The sequence below is a fragment of the Blastomonas sp. CCH9-A1 genome, from assembly GCF_001557175.1.
Lineage (GTDB): Bacteria > Pseudomonadota > Alphaproteobacteria > Sphingomonadales > Sphingomonadaceae > Blastomonas > Blastomonas delafieldii_A.
Genome location: NZ_LSHM01000023.1, coordinates 93,783 through 109,532 on the forward strand (window position 1 = coordinate 93,783; position 15,750 = coordinate 109,532).

Annotated in this window: 18 protein-coding genes and 1 tRNA gene; 3 read left to right on the forward strand and 16 right to left on the reverse strand. The window is 64.9% G+C overall.

The window, feature by feature from the left end:
- Window position 1: 1 nt before the first annotated feature.
- The 9 genes from AX725_RS06655 to AX725_RS06695 all read right to left on the reverse strand — a co-directional run bounded on the left by AX725_RS06655 (window position 2) and on the right by AX725_RS06695 (window position 6,672).
- Window positions 2-1,990: a sensor histidine kinase gene (locus AX725_RS06655; RefSeq protein ID WP_066114458.1), complete on the reverse strand. Its 1,989-nt coding sequence runs from the start codon at window positions 1,988-1,990 to the stop codon at window positions 2-4.
- Between the two features lie 63 nt (window positions 1,991-2,053).
- The gene (locus tag AX725_RS06660) at window positions 2,054-2,233 is read right to left on the reverse strand and encodes a hypothetical protein (protein WP_066114456.1); all 180 of its coding nucleotides are present in this window, start codon (window positions 2,231-2,233) and stop codon (window positions 2,054-2,056) included.
- A complete protein-coding gene (locus AX725_RS21240; protein WP_157759182.1) occupies window positions 2,227-2,613 on the reverse strand; it encodes a response regulator in 387 nt (128 codons plus the stop codon). Before AX725_RS21240 ends, AX725_RS06660 begins: the two co-directional genes overlap by 7 nt.
- 35 nt (window positions 2,614-2,648) lie before the next feature.
- Window positions 2,649-2,837 (reverse strand): hypothetical protein, encoded by a 189-nt coding sequence (locus AX725_RS21245; protein ID WP_066114454.1) that lies wholly within the window; start codon window positions 2,835-2,837, stop codon window positions 2,649-2,651.
- Window positions 2,838-3,028: 191 nt separating this feature from the next.
- Complete coding sequence (locus AX725_RS06675) at window positions 3,029-3,478, reverse strand: chemotaxis protein CheW (RefSeq protein WP_060979822.1); 450 nt, start codon at window positions 3,476-3,478, stop codon at window positions 3,029-3,031.
- 11 nt (window positions 3,479-3,489) lie between these two features.
- On the reverse strand, window positions 3,490-3,855 hold the full coding sequence (locus tag AX725_RS06680) for a response regulator (protein WP_060979823.1): 366 nt from the start codon (window positions 3,853-3,855) through the stop codon (window positions 3,490-3,492).
- A 16-nt stretch (window positions 3,856-3,871) separates the two neighbouring features.
- Window positions 3,872-4,393, reverse strand: a complete 522-nt coding sequence (locus tag AX725_RS06685; protein ID WP_197418003.1) for a chemotaxis protein CheD — start codon at window positions 4,391-4,393, stop codon at window positions 3,872-3,874.
- 20 nt (window positions 4,394-4,413) lie between these two features.
- Window positions 4,414-4,974, reverse strand: a complete 561-nt coding sequence (locus tag AX725_RS06690) for a CheB methylesterase domain-containing protein (RefSeq protein WP_060979825.1) — start codon at window positions 4,972-4,974, stop codon at window positions 4,414-4,416.
- Window positions 4,975-5,127: 153 nt separating this feature from the next.
- The gene (locus AX725_RS06695) at window positions 5,128-6,672 is read right to left on the reverse strand and encodes a globin-coupled sensor protein (RefSeq protein WP_060979826.1); all 1,545 of its coding nucleotides are present in this window, start codon (window positions 6,670-6,672) and stop codon (window positions 5,128-5,130) included.
- A 339-nt stretch (window positions 6,673-7,011) separates the two neighbouring features.
- Here AX725_RS06695 and AX725_RS06700 point away from each other — a divergent pair, with 339 nt between their 5' ends.
- Window positions 7,012-8,490: a S41 family peptidase gene (locus tag AX725_RS06700; RefSeq protein ID WP_066119075.1), complete on the forward strand. Its 1,479-nt coding sequence runs from the start codon at window positions 7,012-7,014 to the stop codon at window positions 8,488-8,490.
- A 17-nt stretch (window positions 8,491-8,507) separates the two neighbouring features.
- Here the strand turns inward: AX725_RS06700 and AX725_RS06705 are convergent.
- From AX725_RS06705 to AX725_RS06725, 5 genes are all read right to left on the reverse strand, one after another.
- A tRNA-Arg gene (locus tag AX725_RS06705) sits at window positions 8,508-8,584 on the reverse strand.
- A 75-nt stretch (window positions 8,585-8,659) separates the two neighbouring features.
- Window positions 8,660-9,169, reverse strand: coding sequence for a DUF1178 family protein (locus AX725_RS06710; protein WP_060979828.1), 510 nt, complete (start codon window positions 9,167-9,169; stop codon window positions 8,660-8,662).
- On the reverse strand, window positions 9,166-9,993 hold the full coding sequence (locus tag AX725_RS06715; RefSeq protein ID WP_060979829.1) for a carbon-nitrogen hydrolase family protein: 828 nt from the start codon (window positions 9,991-9,993) through the stop codon (window positions 9,166-9,168). Before AX725_RS06715 ends, AX725_RS06710 begins: the two co-directional genes overlap by 4 nt.
- Window positions 9,994-10,009: 16 nt before the next feature.
- Window positions 10,010-10,267, reverse strand: coding sequence for a glutaredoxin 3 (grxC, locus tag AX725_RS06720; protein WP_060979830.1), 258 nt, complete (start codon window positions 10,265-10,267; stop codon window positions 10,010-10,012).
- A 68-nt stretch (window positions 10,268-10,335) separates the two neighbouring features.
- Window positions 10,336-11,082, reverse strand: a complete 747-nt coding sequence (locus tag AX725_RS06725; protein ID WP_060979831.1) for a ComF family protein — start codon at window positions 11,080-11,082, stop codon at window positions 10,336-10,338.
- Window positions 11,083-11,123: 41 nt separating this feature from the next.
- Between AX725_RS06725 and AX725_RS06730 the strand changes: the two genes are divergently transcribed.
- Window positions 11,124-11,996 carry a methyltransferase domain-containing protein gene (locus AX725_RS06730; RefSeq protein ID WP_060979832.1) on the forward strand — a complete coding sequence of 291 codons (873 nt, stop codon included), beginning with the start codon at window positions 11,124-11,126 and terminating at the stop codon, window positions 11,994-11,996.
- A gap of 18 nt (window positions 11,997-12,014) precedes the next feature.
- Here the strand turns inward: AX725_RS06730 and AX725_RS06735 are convergent, their stop codons facing one another.
- Window positions 12,015-13,388 (reverse strand): DEAD/DEAH box helicase, encoded by a 1,374-nt coding sequence (locus tag AX725_RS06735; protein ID WP_060979833.1) that lies wholly within the window; start codon window positions 13,386-13,388, stop codon window positions 12,015-12,017.
- Window positions 13,389-13,521: 133 nt separating this feature from the next.
- Window positions 13,522-14,025, reverse strand: coding sequence for a hypothetical protein (locus AX725_RS06740; RefSeq protein ID WP_156440435.1), 504 nt, complete (start codon window positions 14,023-14,025; stop codon window positions 13,522-13,524).
- Between the two features lie 228 nt (window positions 14,026-14,253).
- Here AX725_RS06740 and AX725_RS06745 point away from each other — a divergent pair, with 228 nt between their 5' ends.
- Window positions 14,254-15,690: an FAD-binding oxidoreductase gene (locus AX725_RS06745; RefSeq protein WP_060977828.1), complete on the forward strand. Its 1,437-nt coding sequence runs from the start codon at window positions 14,254-14,256 to the stop codon at window positions 15,688-15,690.
- The last annotated feature ends 60 nt before the right edge of the window (window positions 15,691-15,750 follow it).

The following is a 15,750-nucleotide window of genomic DNA, read 5'->3' on the forward strand; positions in this document are numbered from 1 at the left end:
TTCAACCTCCTTTGGCCAGGGGAAAGCGCAGGGTCAGCGTGGCCCCCGGCGCCTGCGCATTATCGGCAATCGCGATCGATCCGCCAACCTCGTCCATGATCTGCCGACAGACGAACAATCCCAATCCCGTCCCCTTGCCTTCGGGCTTGGTGGTGCAGAACGCATTGAAGGCATTGCTGCGGATGCTGGGGTCAAGCCCGGCGCCGTTGTCCTGCACCTTGAGCACGATGGTCTGGTCAAGCTGCTCCACCTGCACCCTGACCGCGCCCATGATCGACGCATCCTCTTCATTCTCGCGCCGCGTATCGATCGAGTCGGCAGCGTTCTGCAGGGCGTTGACGATAATCTGTTCGATCCCGATCCGCGGCAGCGACATCAGGGGCAGCGCATCCGGAATCACGATCTGCAGGTCGATATCACGCTCGGTCATTACAGGGCGCATGAATCGAACGGCATTCCGGACCGCCTGGCAGATATCCATGTCGACCCGCTCGTCCCGCTCGGTTCTGGCATAGGACGAGGTGCGCTGGATGATGGCGTTGGCCCGTTCGACCTGTTCGACGATCCGCCCCAGCTTGGCCGCCATGCGTTCAGGATCGATCTGGCCGCTCTGCATCAGCAACTGGGCGTTTTCCGCCGCCAGCGAGATGGTGAACAGCGGCTGGCGCAGTTCATGGCTCAGCGCAGAGGCCATGCCGCCCAATTCCATCAGGCGTGCGCTGTGGCGCATCTGCGTCTGAAACGCCTTGGCGGTGCGCAAGCGGATGAGACAGCCATAACGCCAGCTGTCGCTCTCCTGATCGTAATCGCGTGCGATCAGCAGATACCATTGATCATCCTGGTCCCGCCCGCGGCGAAATTCGACCATGATCTCGCCCTGCCCCGCGAGCGACTGGAAATGCGCACTGTCGCCGGAGTGCACAGCCAGGCTGGCGCTGCGCCGTCCCGACTTGGGATCGATCTTCGCGTAACGCAATTCTCCGCGCTGGGCGTCGAACCGGATATCGCTGAGCAGCCTGAGATCGATCGCCGATCTGAGCTCCTCGACCGTTCGCATCAGGTGCACGCGCTGACGTTCGAACGCCACGAACTCGTTATTGGCGGCGATGAACGCGCCAACCAACCGATCGGCTTCGCGAAACGGCGCGGTTGGGCGCGTGGTGACATAGCTTCGGCCAAAGACGAGCAGCGCCTGGCTGAGCACGCGCGAGGAGCGACGCACCGACGCGCCGAACATCAGCAGCCCGATCTGGGCGAGGCCCAGATACGCCATGAGCGGCGAGATGCCGTTCAGGACATCGCGATACAGATCGATGACATGCCCACGCGGTGAAACGAGCGCCATCTCGCCTGCGCCAAGCGGGACTGCATAGCACATGTCGAGCCAATAGCGCAGCGACTGCCGTCCGGTGCCATCGCCGCGGCCATCGTCGAATACATGGCACCCAAGGCCAGGGCCAGCCTGCCCCATCGCACTCGACGCAACCTTCATGAAGGGCATGGGAGTATCGACGCCGTGCATGCTCAACCAATAGGTCCTGCCGGATTGCAACGCGTTGCGATAGGGCAAGGCGTGGACGGCGGAAACGACATCCTGATGATGCAGTTCCAGTCGCTCATTCACATGGTTTAGTTCGCCCAGCAGAAACAGCATCGCTGCGCCGGCCACCGCTATCGAAACGAGCGCCTCGATCGATTGCTGAAGACCCAGTTTGCGGACCCGCCGAACACGGCCACGCGTCGTGTCGACCAGCACCGCGAGCAGAACCAGGTCAGCGCAGGCGGCGAGCAACGTTTCGCACAGGATGCGGCGCACTGCGATATCCAGCACGATCTCGGGCGACAGCGGTTGCGGAAAAGTCAGCCAGATGAGGCTGGCGATCGCGCCGACCAGGAGCTGATAGAAAAACGTGACCGTCGAAAGACTGCGATCCTCGCCGGAAAAGCGGTCTATCGCCAGGACATGCCCGATGGCCAGCAGCACCGACATCGGATGCCCCCACCACCAAAGTGAAGGAAGCATGGTGGCGATTGCCGTGACCTGGCCCGCTTTCTATCCGAACCAGCGATAGGCGAGGAGGTAGAAAAGCGGGCCGAGATAGAATTCGAACCCCGGCGCGGCGACCAGACGGATCGCCGAAAGCCCGGTAGCGGCGGCAAGCGCCAGCAGCGCCATCGGCCACAGATAGGGCAGCACGACACGAAAGCCCTGGGGATAGTTGACGCTCAGCATCGGCCTGCCTCCGCTGCATCGGCAACGATCCGGCGCAGCGTCTTGGCATCAATCGGCTTGTGCAGAAGGCCTGTGGTGATTGATGCGATATCGCGCTGCGCCGCCGCCGTCAGATCGACATGCGCGGTCATCAGATAGCAATGGTCGGCCGCAGGGGCATTGGCCAGATCGCCCAGCGCCCTGAGCACGTCGAGCCCGCTTTCGGCGCGCAGCTTGTAGTCGCACAGCACCAGATCGAACGGCTGCAGCTTCCAGGCATGCATCGCCTGTGCACCGTCGGGCACGCCGATGGCTATCGCGCCGAGCGCCTTGAGCAGCTCGACAAGCTCGCCCCGCAAGGCGTCATCGTCCTCGACGATAAGGATATTCGGCGTGTACACGCTGTTCACCCTTACCAAAGATGGTTGACCAATGGTTAATCGAGCGCCTGTTCCAAGCGTTCGCGCAACTGTTCCAGCGGGGTATGGGCGATCGCCGACTGCGGATCCTCGGCGCGCAGCACGGCAGCAAGCGCAAGCTGTTGCTGGCCGATCATGTCGAGCGCCTGAAGGCTGTTCATATGTGCGGCAACCAGCGCAGGGTCGCTGCACAGCAGTTCGCCCAATCGTTCGATCTCTTGCCGGGCGCAATCGAGCTAGTCCGCGATCTGCAACCGCAGCTTGTGCGAGAGTGCCGCCCTGCTCATGCTGCGGCCCCTTTCGGCCAAATATCGTGCAGCATGCGCTCCGCTTGGCGGACCTCTGCGCGTTGGTGCTTGGACGTCATCATCGTTGAGCCATCCCTCCCGATCCAGCCTTACGCAGCCTCCAGAACCGCGGCCATATCGGCCCCTGCGCCCATGTATCCGAGCTTCAGGATCATGGCCATGCGGTCTTCCACGCTCGCGAGCCCCTCCAGCATGTTTTCGGTATCGGGTCCGCCCATGTTCGGCGGCGGCTGGATTTCCGAATCGTCGACCGTGACGATATCGTTGACGCTGCCGACGATGAGCCCGGTCATCTGTCCTGCAATTTCGACGACGATGATCACGTTACGCTCGTTGGGCTCGACCCTGCCCCAGCCGAGCCGTTCAGACAGGTCGATCACCGGAAGGACCAACCCGCGCAGGTTCACCACGCCGCGGACGAACGGTGGAGCATTGGGGATCGGCGTGGTCGGCGTCCAGGCGCGGATTTCGCGAACAGCCATAATGTCGACGGCGAGCATCTTGGCATCAATCTCGAACGTGATGAGCTGTATCTGCATCGGCTTCTGCCTCAATGGATCACACGGCGGATGGCCGAGTTGAGCTTTTCCGGATCGAACGGCTTGGCGATCCACCCGGTGGCTCCTGCTGCCCGTGCCCGCGCCTTGCTGGCGGGAGCGCTTTCGGTGGTGAGCACCAGGATGGGAAGATCGCGCATGGTCTCGCGGCTTCTGAGCTGCTCGATCAGCGCCAGGCCATCGAGCCGGGGCATGGTGATATCGGTAATGACCAGTTGCGGCTGATGGGTCTCGAGCCATTCGAGCGCGGCGAGCCCGTCCTCGGCTTCCACGACCTTGTGGCCGGCTCCGGTCAGCGCCTCGCGCAACACCATTCTCAGGCTCGGGCTGTCATCCACGGTGAGTATCGCCTTGGTCATCCTACCCCCTCCTCCATCAGAACAGTTCGACATCGCCGGTGGTGACCGGGACCCGCGCTACGGGCGCCTGCGGGACATCGCCCTGCACGGACCGGCAGCGCACCCGGCCGGTTGCAGGCTGCAGATCGAGCCGCCGAGCCTGCACTCCGCCGGTGTCCGAACGCACCAGCTCGATGCCATCCGCCCGCAGAAATTCCTCGGCAAAGCGGGTGTTCTCGGTGCCTATCGCGCGCATCCCGCTGTGCATGTTGGCACCCCCATAAAGGTGCGCACGCATGGTCGCCCTGACAGCCCCGAGCTTGATCATCTCGTTGACCAGCAGTTCCATGGCATACAGGCCATAGCGCCGCGCATCGTCGCCCAGGCCCGATCGAGAGCTCGGCGGCGAGGCGAGCAGGAAATGGTTCATGCCGCCGATCTTGGCCACCGGATCGTGCAGGCAGCAGGCGATGCAGCTCCCGAGCACGGTGGTCAGCACCACATCGGGGTCGCGCGAGACCTCGAACTCGCCCTGGAGCACATTACGGCGGATCGTCATCGGGGCATTCCCAGCCGTGTTCAGCATTGGCATAGCTCCAATATCCTCTCCGCGATCCTGTCCAATGGTAGGATCTGTTCGGCCGCTCCGCATTCGGCTGCAACCTTGGGCATCCCGAAGACCAGCGCGCTGGACTCGTCCTGAGCGATTGTGCGCATGCCGAGGTTACGAAGTTTTAAAAGCCCCTGCGCGCCATCATCGCCCATGCCGGTCAGCACGACCGCGACCACCTTGCCTGCAGGCCGGTGGGTCAGTGATTCGAACATGCAATCAGCCGAGGGTCGATGCCCGTTGACCGGGGGCGCATCGAGCAGCCGACAGCGCAGCGGCGAGGCATGCTCCACGACGAGATGCTGCGCACCGCCCGGTGCAATGCAGACCATGCCCTGCCTGATCGGCATGCCGTCCAGCGCCTCGACGACGTGCGGCAGGCTGTGCCGGTCCAGCCGATCGGCGAACAGCGGGGTTATGCCGCAGGGCATGTGCTGGACGATCAGCGTCGGGGGACAATCGGCTGGGAAGCCTGTCACGATCCGCTGGATCGCCTCCACCCCGCCGGTAGAGGCTGCGATTGCGACCATGGCACCGTTCCAGCGAAAGCCGGTCTTCGGCACGCCGTTTTCAAGGCTCCGCGATCTGCAAGGGCCGGTGCCGATAGCGCTATCGGCACATCGGCTGGGCGCCGTTGGCGACATGGGATGACGCATGGTGCATGTGCCCCTGCCATCGGCCCCTTAGAATTCCGACCAGTCCTCGGAGGGATCGGTGGTGATGGCCATGGCGAGATTGCCCTGCGTCATGGTTCGAGCAGCGGGTCTGGCGGGACGGCGCGATATGGCATGCCGGGGCATTTCACGCACCGTCGATCCCCGCGCGACGGGGCCGCCCTCCAGCGAGAAGCGCGAGACAAGCCCGGTCAGCTGATCGGCCTCGGTTGCCAGGCTGCGCGCAGCGGCGGTCGATTCCTCGACCATCGCGGCATTCTGCTGCGTCATCTTGTCCATCTCGCTGACCGCAGTGTTCACCTGCTGCAGACTGTTCGACTGTGCGGCGGCAAGCTCGGAAATGTTTGCGGCGAGGCTGGCAATCTCGGCCACCTTGCCGACGATGCTGTCGAGCGCCTCGCCCGACTGACCGACCAGCTCCACCCCGCGATTGACCTGACGCGAGCTCTCGCTGATCAGCTCCTTGATATGCTTGGCGGCATCGGCCGAGCGCTGCGCCAGCGCGCGCACCTCGTTGGCGACCACGGCAAAGCCCTTGCCTGCATCGCCCGCGCGTGCAGCTTCGACCCCTGCGTTCAAGGCCAGCAGGTTGGTCTGGAAGGCAATGCCATCGATCACGTTGATGATCTTGGCGATTTCCTGCGCGGACCGCTCGATATCGTCCATCGCCGCGACCGCTTCCTTGACGACCGCACCGCCGCGCGTCGCGTCCGAATGCGCTTCGGCCACCGAACGGTTGACATGCGCTGCGCCATCAGCGGTTTCGCGCACGCCCCCTGTCAGCTGATCCATTGCCGCGGCGGTCTGCTCCAGCGAGGCCGCCTGCTGCTCGGTGCGTGAAGACAGGTCGTCCGATGCCTGGCTGATCTCGATCGAGCCGGTGTTGATGCTCTCTGCGGTCTGCGAGACCTGGGTCAGCGTTTCGCTGATCCGGGTGCGCATGAAGTCGAAATCCTGCTCCACCTTGGCAAAGGCGGGCGGCAGTCCTTCGAGACGGACGGTGAAATCGCCTTTCGCGAGCGATTCCAGCGCCTGGCCGACTTGGGAGATGACGGCCAGGCGCTGGGCTTCCTCCGCACGGAAGTAGCTGGAAAGGGCAATATCCATGTCGAGCAGGGCGCATTTGACCAGCGTACCGATCACCTTGCCCATATTGTTGCCCGCCAGCCGTGCCAGCGGCGAACTGGCGACCGCCTCATGGATCAGCTGTTCGAGCACCATGGCATAGCCGCCGATATACCAGGTCGGCGCAAGTCCGATCTTGGCGTGCACGCTGCCGATCTGCTCGGCCTTTCCGAAATAGTTCTCGCCGATCTCGTTCGAGAAAAGTTGAACCCAATGGTTAAGCTGCTTGTCGCGAGCATGGTCCATGTTCTGTTTCGACTTGAAGAACTTGGCGACCTCGGGCGTTGCGGCGATCTTTTCGTAAAAATCGGCGAGCGCTTCCGGCGCGTGCTTCTGCAGGAGTTTCAGTATGCGCGGAAAGCTTTTATAGTCCTTACTATCGATACCGAAGAAAGAAAGCCTGTCCTGATTTGCCGATGCCGTGTCCATGGCCCAATCCCCATTAAACTATGGGGTCGAATAAGTGCTTGTGTCGTAAACAAAACCCTAAATACGGTATAACTACGGTACGCTCGGAGGCGGGGAATATGGGTTAACGGACAGGATCGCCGGGCTGTGCCGCCAGCACCGTTTCGAGGCGCCTTGGCTGTTGCTCGGGTATGGTGTCGGCACGGCAAGGGGCGGCGGCACACGAAGCGTGTTGTCGCCGGGCGGTTGCCGGTTGGCGAAAAACGCTGCCCTTCCGGGCTGAACCTCGCTCCCGCGCCCAGGTTGACACGCGATCGGCGCTGCAGTGATACAAAACCGCTATCCGGATGATGGACGACGATGATCACCGCACTCCCCCTTCTCCACCGCCGCCTGCGCCCCTTCCTGTTTCGCCTGTTGCTCCTTCTGGGGCTGATGGCGCTTGCCGGCGGCCGCCTCGAGGCTGCAACACCCTCGGCCAATCTCGCCGATTTCGACTGGCTGACGGCAGCGATCGAGCGCAACTACTCGGGCTGGCCCACCAAGACCGAGGGCGAACGCAAGGCCGAACTCGATGCATTGACGGCGCGTCTCCGGGCGCAGGTCGCATCAGGCGACGAGGCCGACTTTCGCCAGAGTCTGAAACAATGGCTCGCCTGGTTCGATGATGGTCATCTTCAGTTGCAATGGGCCTCAGCGCCAGAGACGCCGCCATGGAAAACGCGGCGGCGCGCGCTCGACGAAAAGACCGCGCTCGCCAGGCTGAACGCCTTGGGCACAGCGGCCGATCCGGTAGAGGGGCTGTGGCTGATCGATGATCGCTATCGTCTGGCCGTGCTGCGGCGTGACCGCTCGGCGCAGATATTCGACGCCGTCATCCTGTCCACTGCGGCCGAGACCTGGACCCCCGGCGAGGTCAAGGCGGTGCTGACGCGTGCTGCCGATGGCAGTTATGCCCTGCTCTATGGTGCCGGCGACCGAACCGAGGTTGCGCTGCAGGCACGCCTTCGCAGCAACGGCGATGTCCTGGACGTGGACGAGCTCGGCCAGTGGCGGCGCGTGCAGGCGACCCCTGAAGCGCAGAAGGCAGCAGAGCGCCGATGGCCGGGCGACGCGTTCCTGCTCGAGCGGATCGACGACGCCACCCTGAATCTTCGGCTCCCCTCGTTTCATGCCAGCCATCTCGATGCGATCCGCAAGCTGATCGCGGACAATGCCGCGGAGCTGGAGCGGACACCGCAACTCATCATCGATGTTCGCGGCAATGGCGGTGGGTCCGACTTCACCTATGATCCGGTGCTGCCCTATCTCTACACCCGCCCGATCTGGCGGATTGGCGTCGAACTGCGCGTCAGCGCCGACAATGCCCGGCTGCGCGGCGAAACGGCACGTACGCTGGAAAGCGCCTCGCCCGAAGCGGCACGCCTGCTGGCGAGCGAGAGCCAGCGGATGCAATCGGCCAGCCAGGTTTTCCTGCCGCGCGAACCGGCGGTGGAGATTGTCCGGTTGGACCAGGTGCTGCCCAATCCGGCACGCATCGCGGTGCTCATCGACCGCGCCGGATGCTCGGCCGAGAATTTCATCATGGACGCGCGGCAGAGCCGCAAGGTCGTGCTGATGGGGCAGGAGAATTCCGCCGGCGTGATCGATTATGGCGAGATGATGGGCATGCCTGCCCCCTCGGGCCGGTTCGAGCTCCGCTGGGCCACGACCCGCTCGCTGCGGCTGCCGGGCGATCCGGTCGACCCGCACGGCATCGCCCCCGATATCCTGATACCGGCAGATGTCGAAGACCCGGTCGCCTATGCGGCGAAGGAGCTGGCGCGGCGGGCGGACTGATGCGGCATATGCGAAAATGGCGCGCCCGACAGGATTCGAACCTGTGGCCCCCAGATTAGGAATCTGATGCTCTATCCTGCTGAGCTACGGGCGCACTGCGCTGCGGTTTAGCCAAGCGGGGGCGGCAAGGCAATCGTTTCGGCAGCGCCGGTTTCGAACGATATTCGCGTCAGTTCTTGGCGTCGGGCGGGATGACCGGGAACGGCAGCGGCGCGACGGCGACGCCCTCCTCGACCAGCGCAGCAGCCTCGTCGGGATCGGCCTGGCCGTGGATCGGCGCATGGTCTTCCTCGCCATAATGCATCGCACGCGCGCGGTCGGCAAAGTCCCTGCCCACCCAGGTCGACTGTTCGAGCGCCTTGGCCTGCGCCTGGGCCAGCGCGTGCAGCACCGCCTGCAGCTTGGCGATCTCGGCGGGGGCTGGCGCAGAAGCGGGCGCATTGCTGATGCTGACGAGCGATGGCGTGCTCGGAGCATCGATCACCGCAGGCAGGCTGGCATCGCGTTGATTGCCCTTGGCGTTCAGCCTCGGCGCCATCACCGCCTTGCCGACCTCGGTCGATCCGCAGAACGCGCAGGCGACGAGGCCGCGCGCGCGCTGGTCCTCATAAGCCTGGCTCGAGGCGAACCAGACCTCGAACACATGATCGTGCTCGCATTTGAGGTCGTAGACGATCATGGCAGCAAGGCCTCGGCAACCGGCCTGCGGTTGGCGATCACCGGCACCCGCGCACGCACATCGGCGATGCGCGCCAGGTCGAGTTCAGCAAAGCCAAGGCCCGACTCCTCGCCCATGTCGAGGAGGACCTCGCCCCAGGGATCGATGACAAGGCTGTGGCCATAGGTGCTGCGGCCGTCCTCGTGCTCGCCGGTCTGCGCTGCGGCGACGACGAAGCACGCATTCTCGATCGCCCGCGCGCGCAGCAGCACATGCCAGTGCGCCTGTCCGGTCGGCACGGTGAACGCCGCCGGGACCGCGATGATGTCGGCTCCGGCGCGGCTCAAAGCGGCAAACACCGCGGAAAAGCGGATATCGTAGCAGATCGAAAGGCCCAGCACCGCCTCGGGCAGCCGCACCGCAACCGCCTGCTCGCCGCCTTCATAAACGGCGGATTCGCGCCAGCTCTCGCCCGAGGCGAGGTCGACATCGAACAGGTGGATCTTGTCATAGCGCGCGGCGATGCTGCCATCGGGCGCAATCACGAACGCGCGGTTGCGCCATTTGGCGTCTGGGGCGTCGCCCTTGACCGCCAGCGATCCCAGATGCACCCAGATCCGGTGTTCAGCTGCTGCAGCGCGGACCGCGACCAGCACGACATCCTCGTCTTCGCCGCGGATCGTCTCGCCCGCCCGCGCACGGTTGCGGTCGATCAGGTTCGACATTTCGGGCGTGAACAGCATGTCCGCGCCGCCCGCCTTCGCATCGCGCACCGCCTGCACCAGCGTGCGCGCATTGTCCGCAGGGTCTATCCCTGCTGTCATCTGTAGCACAGCAATCTTCATCGCAATCGGTCCGTGGTCACAGCCCCAGCAGCGGGTCAAGCTTGCCCTCGCGGTCGAGCGCGGCCAGATCGTCCGATCCGCCGATATGCTGGCCGTCGATGAAGATCTGCGGCACGGTGGCGCGCCCACCGGCGCGGCGGATCATCTCGGCCTTGGGCTCGCCGCCCATCGACACTTCGGTCTCGTCGAAGTCCACGCCCTTCTTGCTCAGCAGCGACTTCGCCCTGAAGCAATAGGGACAGGTAAATTTGGTATAGATTTCGACCTTGGCCATGAATGCGTCCTCCGCCCCGGATATTTGGGCGTTTTGCGCGGAAATGCAACAGCCGGACCACGGGCCTGTCACATATCCGCGCCCTCGTCGCCCTCGCGCAGCACCCGCGCCCAGCAGAAGATGGTCACGCTGGCCGCGCCTGCCTGCTTGAGCAACCGCACGCATGCGCGCGAGGTCGCGCCGGTGGTGTAGACATCATCGATCAGCAGCACGTGCCTGCCCCGGATGCGCTCGCGCCTGTCCTTGGGGATATCGAACACCCCGCGCACCGCCAGTCCGCGCTGCTTGCGCGTCATGCCCTTGAGCGGCGGCGTGGCGCGAATGCGGCGCAGCACATCGGTCTCGACCGTCAGGCCATGCGGCCGCGCCAGTTCGCGCGCGATCAGGATCGACTGGTTGAACCCCCGACGCCACAGCCGCCACCGGTGCAATGGCACCGGGATCAGCACGAGATCGGCCTTGTCTTCGGGGATATGCCGCTGCAGATGCCGCGCGACCAGCCGCGCCAGGCCGATCTTGCCGCTATGCTTGAGCTTGAGCACGATCGAGCGCGACAGGTCGTCATAGAGCACCGCCGCCTTGATGCCATCGTGCAGCGGTGGATTTGCCAGGCATTCGGCGCAGATCAGATCGGCATCGCGCCCTTCCGAGAAAGGCTTGCCGCACGATGCGCAACTGGGATCGCTGATGAAGCGCAGGGCATTCCAGCACTCAGGGCAGAATTGCAGGTCGTCCTCGACCAGCACGCCGCAGCCGGGGCAGCGCGGGGGCAGCACCAGATCGACCAGCGGGCGCAGGGCGGTGGCAAGCGACATGCCCCCTTGTCGCGCGGCGCGCGCATCGGCACAAGGCCGCGATGAACCAGGATAGCGCCCCCCGCCAGCTCTTCTCGCCGCACCGCCGCCGGCTTGCGATGGCGCGCGGCGAACGGCTGGCACGGCAGACCGGTGCATTCCTTACCGAGCATATGGCGGACGAGATCGTCGAGCGACTCTCATGGGTGACGCGCGATTTTCACGATGCGCTGGTGCTGGGCATGGCCCCGCCCGGCCTGATGGCAGCCCTGGACGCACGGGGCATTCGCGTGACGCTGGCAGGGCCGATCGGGCGCGACGTGCAGTGCGACGAGGATCTGCTGCCCTTTGAACCGGCGAGCTTCGATCTGGTGATCGCGCTGGGCACGCTCGACAGCGTCAACGATCTTCCCGGCGCGCTCATCCAGATCAACCGATCACTGCGCCCCGACGGGCTGATGATGGCTGCGATGATCGGCGCGGGCTCGCTCCCGCGGCTCAAGGCGGCGATGCTCTCTGCGGATGAGGCGGGCGGGCGCGGGGTCGCCGCGCGCATTCATCCGCAGATCGACGTGCGTGCGGCGGGCGACCTGCTTCAGCGCGCCCGCTTTGCCATGCCGGTGGCGGACAGTGATACGCTGATGGTGCGCTATTCCTCGTTGCCTGCACTGATTGCCGATCTTCGCGCGCATGGCTGGACCAATACGCTCGCCGCTTCAGGCCCGGCGATCGGAAAACTTGGGCTTGTCGCGGCGATGCAGCTCTTTGCCGAAGACGCCGATGGCGACGGCAAGACGCCTGAGCGGTTCGAGATCGTGTATCTCAGCGGCTGGGCGCCCTCGCCCGATCAGCCCAAGCCCGCACGCCGCGGTAGCGCGACGGCCTCGCTCGCAGGCCTGCTCGACAAGGCACGCAAGGGTGACGCGGGCGCGTAAACTCTCGAGCGAATTCGCTCAGGTCGTGCCAAAGCCCACCGAGAGAAAGTCCGGCATCGGGCCATTCCAGCCGTCATCGGGTCCGTCGTCGCGTTCCTCGCGGCGCGGCCGCGCAGGCTTGCGGCGATCGTCGCGCGACTTTCCCGCACGCGGCTTCTCGTCGCGCGGTTTTTCCTCGCGCGCCTTGCGTTCTGCGGGCTTGCGTTCCTCGCTCTTGCGGGGCGCACGTCCCTTGGCGGGCTTGTCGCGCGGATTGTCATCCTGCGCGGGTGCCTCGACGCCCTCGACCACCACTTCGGGAATGGTCGTGCCGATCAGCTTCTCGATATTGGCGAGCGCCTCGGCATCGTCTTCGGTGATGAAGGTGAAGGCCTTGCCGGTCGCGCCCGCGCGGCCCGTGCGGCCGATGCGGTGGACATAATCGTCCGGATGCCAGGGCGCGTCATAGTTGAACACATGGCTCACGCCCTTGATGTCGAGGCCGCGCGCGGCGACGTCCGATGCGACCAGGATGTTGATCGTGCCGTTCTTGAACTTTTCCAGCTCGGCGAGGCGCGCGCTCTGTTCCATGTCGCCATGGATCTCGCCACTGTCGAACCCGCCCTGGCGCAGCGCCTTGTTGAGATCGCGCACCGTCGTCTTGCGGTTGCAGAAGATGATCGCGGTCTGCACGCCGGCATCGAGCATATTGAACAGCGTGTCGCGCTTGCGCCGCGACGAGACGCGCACCTTGCCCTGCTCGATCGACGCATTGGCGCTGCCGGTGCGCGCGACCTCGATCGACTTGGGGTTGGTCAGGAACTTGTCCGCCAGCTTCTTGATCGGCGGCGGCATGGTCGCGGAGAACAGCAAGGTCTGACGCTGCGCGGGCAGCCGCGTGCAGATCGTCTCGATGTCCGGAATGAAGCCCATGTCGAGCATCCGGTCGGCCTCGTCGATCACCAGCAGGTTGCAGCCGGTGAGCAGGATGTTGCCGCGATCGTACAGGTCCATCAGGCGGCCCGGGGTCGCGATCAGCACATCGACGCCCTTTTCCAGCGCCTTGACCTGATCGCCCATCGACACGCCGCCGATCAGCAGCGCCATCGAGAGCTTGTGATACTTGCCGTATTTCTCGAAATTCTCGGCGACCTGCGCGGCGAGTTCGCGCGTCGGCTCAAGAATGAGCGAGCGCGGCATGCGGGCGCGGCTGCGGCCCTCGGCCAGGATGTCGATCATCGGCAGCACGAAGCTCGCCGTCTTGCCCGTCCCCGTCTGCGCGATGCCGATCAGGTCGCGCATCATCAGAACCGGGGGGATGGCCTGCGCCTGAATGGGCGTGGGGGTGGTATAGCCGGAATCGGTTACGGCCTGGATCAACTTGTCGGAAAGGCCGAGATCGGCAAATATCATAGAATATCCGAAATAAGGGCAGCGGCGCGTCAGTTGTCGTCACGCCATTCATGCCGGGCCATCGGCCACGCAGGCGCCATGCGCAAACATCGCCCGAAAGTCAACCTTGCTGCGCCGGAATCACGGGGCGAAATCAATCCTCAGGGACCAACTGCCGCAGCTTGTTGACCTCGCACTTGCTGCCCGACCGCGCCTGCAGCAAATCGCGATCGACGCACAGCCGGCCATCGCCGCTGCGTTCCATGTAAAAGCCCTGATAGAATTCGCGTGCGCTGCACGATTTCTCCAGCTCGGCCTCGATCATCCGCTGGTCGCGCATGAACAGCACCAGCATGTCGTCGTTGATCACCCGCACGCCCGAGACATCGCGCATCGCCAGGCACTTGCCGACCTTGCGCCGTTCGAACTTCGGCGGCTCGGGCCTCGGCGCGCGGCGGGGCGGTGCAATGTCGGCCATCAGCGAAGAGCGCGAGAGCGACTGGCGCGGAACGCGGATGATGATCCGCTGCTCGATGCGGACCTGTGCCACGACATCGGGCCGCGGATCGAGCATCTCGCCCAGCTGCGCCGGAACGACGGGCTCCGTGTCGCCCACGGGACTGCGCCGCTCGTCTGCCAATGGCAGCGAACTCAGCAACAGCAACCCCAGCAAGGATTCGACATATGCCATGGCCGCGCGCGGCGAACCTCCAGACCCGTTTAGCCCCTGCAGCCCGGGTTAGCCCGGGCGATTGAACGGTGGATTAACGATGCCGTTCAGCCTCGCTCACCCCTCGTTTTGTCGCGGGCTGTGTCATTTTTGCCACCGGTGCCATGGCATCCCAGCCAATTGTCGGCACGAGGCAGCAGGTGTATCAGGCGGGCCATGACCGACACCCTTGAACGCCCCGAACTGACCGATCGGCTTGCCGCGCTGCTTGGCCCGAAAGGACTCACCACCGATGCGCAGGACCTGGCCCCCTGGCTGACCGACTGGCGCGGGCGCTATCACGGCGCAGCGATGGCGATGGTCGCTCCCGCCAATACTCAGGAACTCGCCGAGATTGTCCGCCTGGCGAGCGAGACCGGGACGCCGATCGTGCCCCAGGGCGGCAATAGCGGTATGGTCGGCGGCGCAACGCCCGATTCCGGTGGCAGCGCCCTGCTGCTCAGCACGCGGCGGATGAACGCGATCCGCGCCATCGACTCTGCCGCGCGCACGGTGGTCGCAGAGGCAGGCGTGGTGCTGCAGACGCTGCACGAGGCGGTCGCCGCAAAGGGGCTGCGATTCCCGCTGACGCTGGGGGGCAAGGGCTCCGCCACCATCGGTGGCCTCGTTTCGACCAATGCCGGCGGCACGCAGGTGCTACGCCACGGGACGATGCGGTCGCTGGTCGAGGGGCTGGAGGCGGTACTTCCCGATGGCTCGATCTATAACGGCCTCGCCACGCTCAAGAAGGACAATCGCGGGTACGACATCCGGCATTTGCTCGTCGGTGCCGAAGGCACGCTCGGCATCGTCACTGCCGCGACGCTGAAGCTGGTCCCCGCGTTGATCGACCGCGCCGTGGTTTGGGCCGGGGTAAAGTCGCCGCTCGCTGCGCGCGAACTGCTGGTGATGCTTGAGGCGCGCGCGGGCCGCGAGATGGAGGGTTTCGAGATCGTCCCCCAGCGTTGCCTCGCCAATGTGCTGCATCACATTCCCGGCACACGCGCTCCGCTCGGATCCACGCATCCCTGGCATGTGCTGATCGAATTCGCGCGCGACAATGTCGCAGCACCGCCGCCGCAGGAGCTGGCCGAAGCGCTGATGGCCGAAGCCTTCGAGCGCGACCTGGTGCAGGACGCGGCGATCTCGTCGAGCGAATCGCAGGCCGAGGCATTCTGGAAGCTTCGCGATTCGATTTCCGAGGCCGAGCGAGCCGAGGGCCCGGCGATGCAGCACGATATCAGCGTTCCGGTCGCAGACATGGCGAGGTTCATCATCGAGGCAGGCGCTGAAGTCGAAAAGCGCTTCCCGGGCACCGAAGTCGCGGCCTTCGGACATATGGGCGATGGCAATGTCCACTTCCATGTGGCCGCGCCCAAAGGTTCGGACCGGGCGACCTGGCCGGAGCATCCGGGCAAGGAAATCAGCGGCTTCGTGCACGATCTTGTTGTCGCGGCGGGCGGCTCGATCTCGGCCGAGCACGGCATCGGGCAGATGAAGCGGGACGAACTGGGGCGGCTGGGCGATTCTGCGCGGCTGATGGCGCTGCGCGCGATCAAGCAAGCATTCGACCCCAGGCATATCATGAACCCGGGCAAACTCGTGCCGCTTTGATGCCGCACTGACCGCAGTCCCTCTTGCGCCGGGCTTGCCAGCAACTTAAGGCGCTGCATC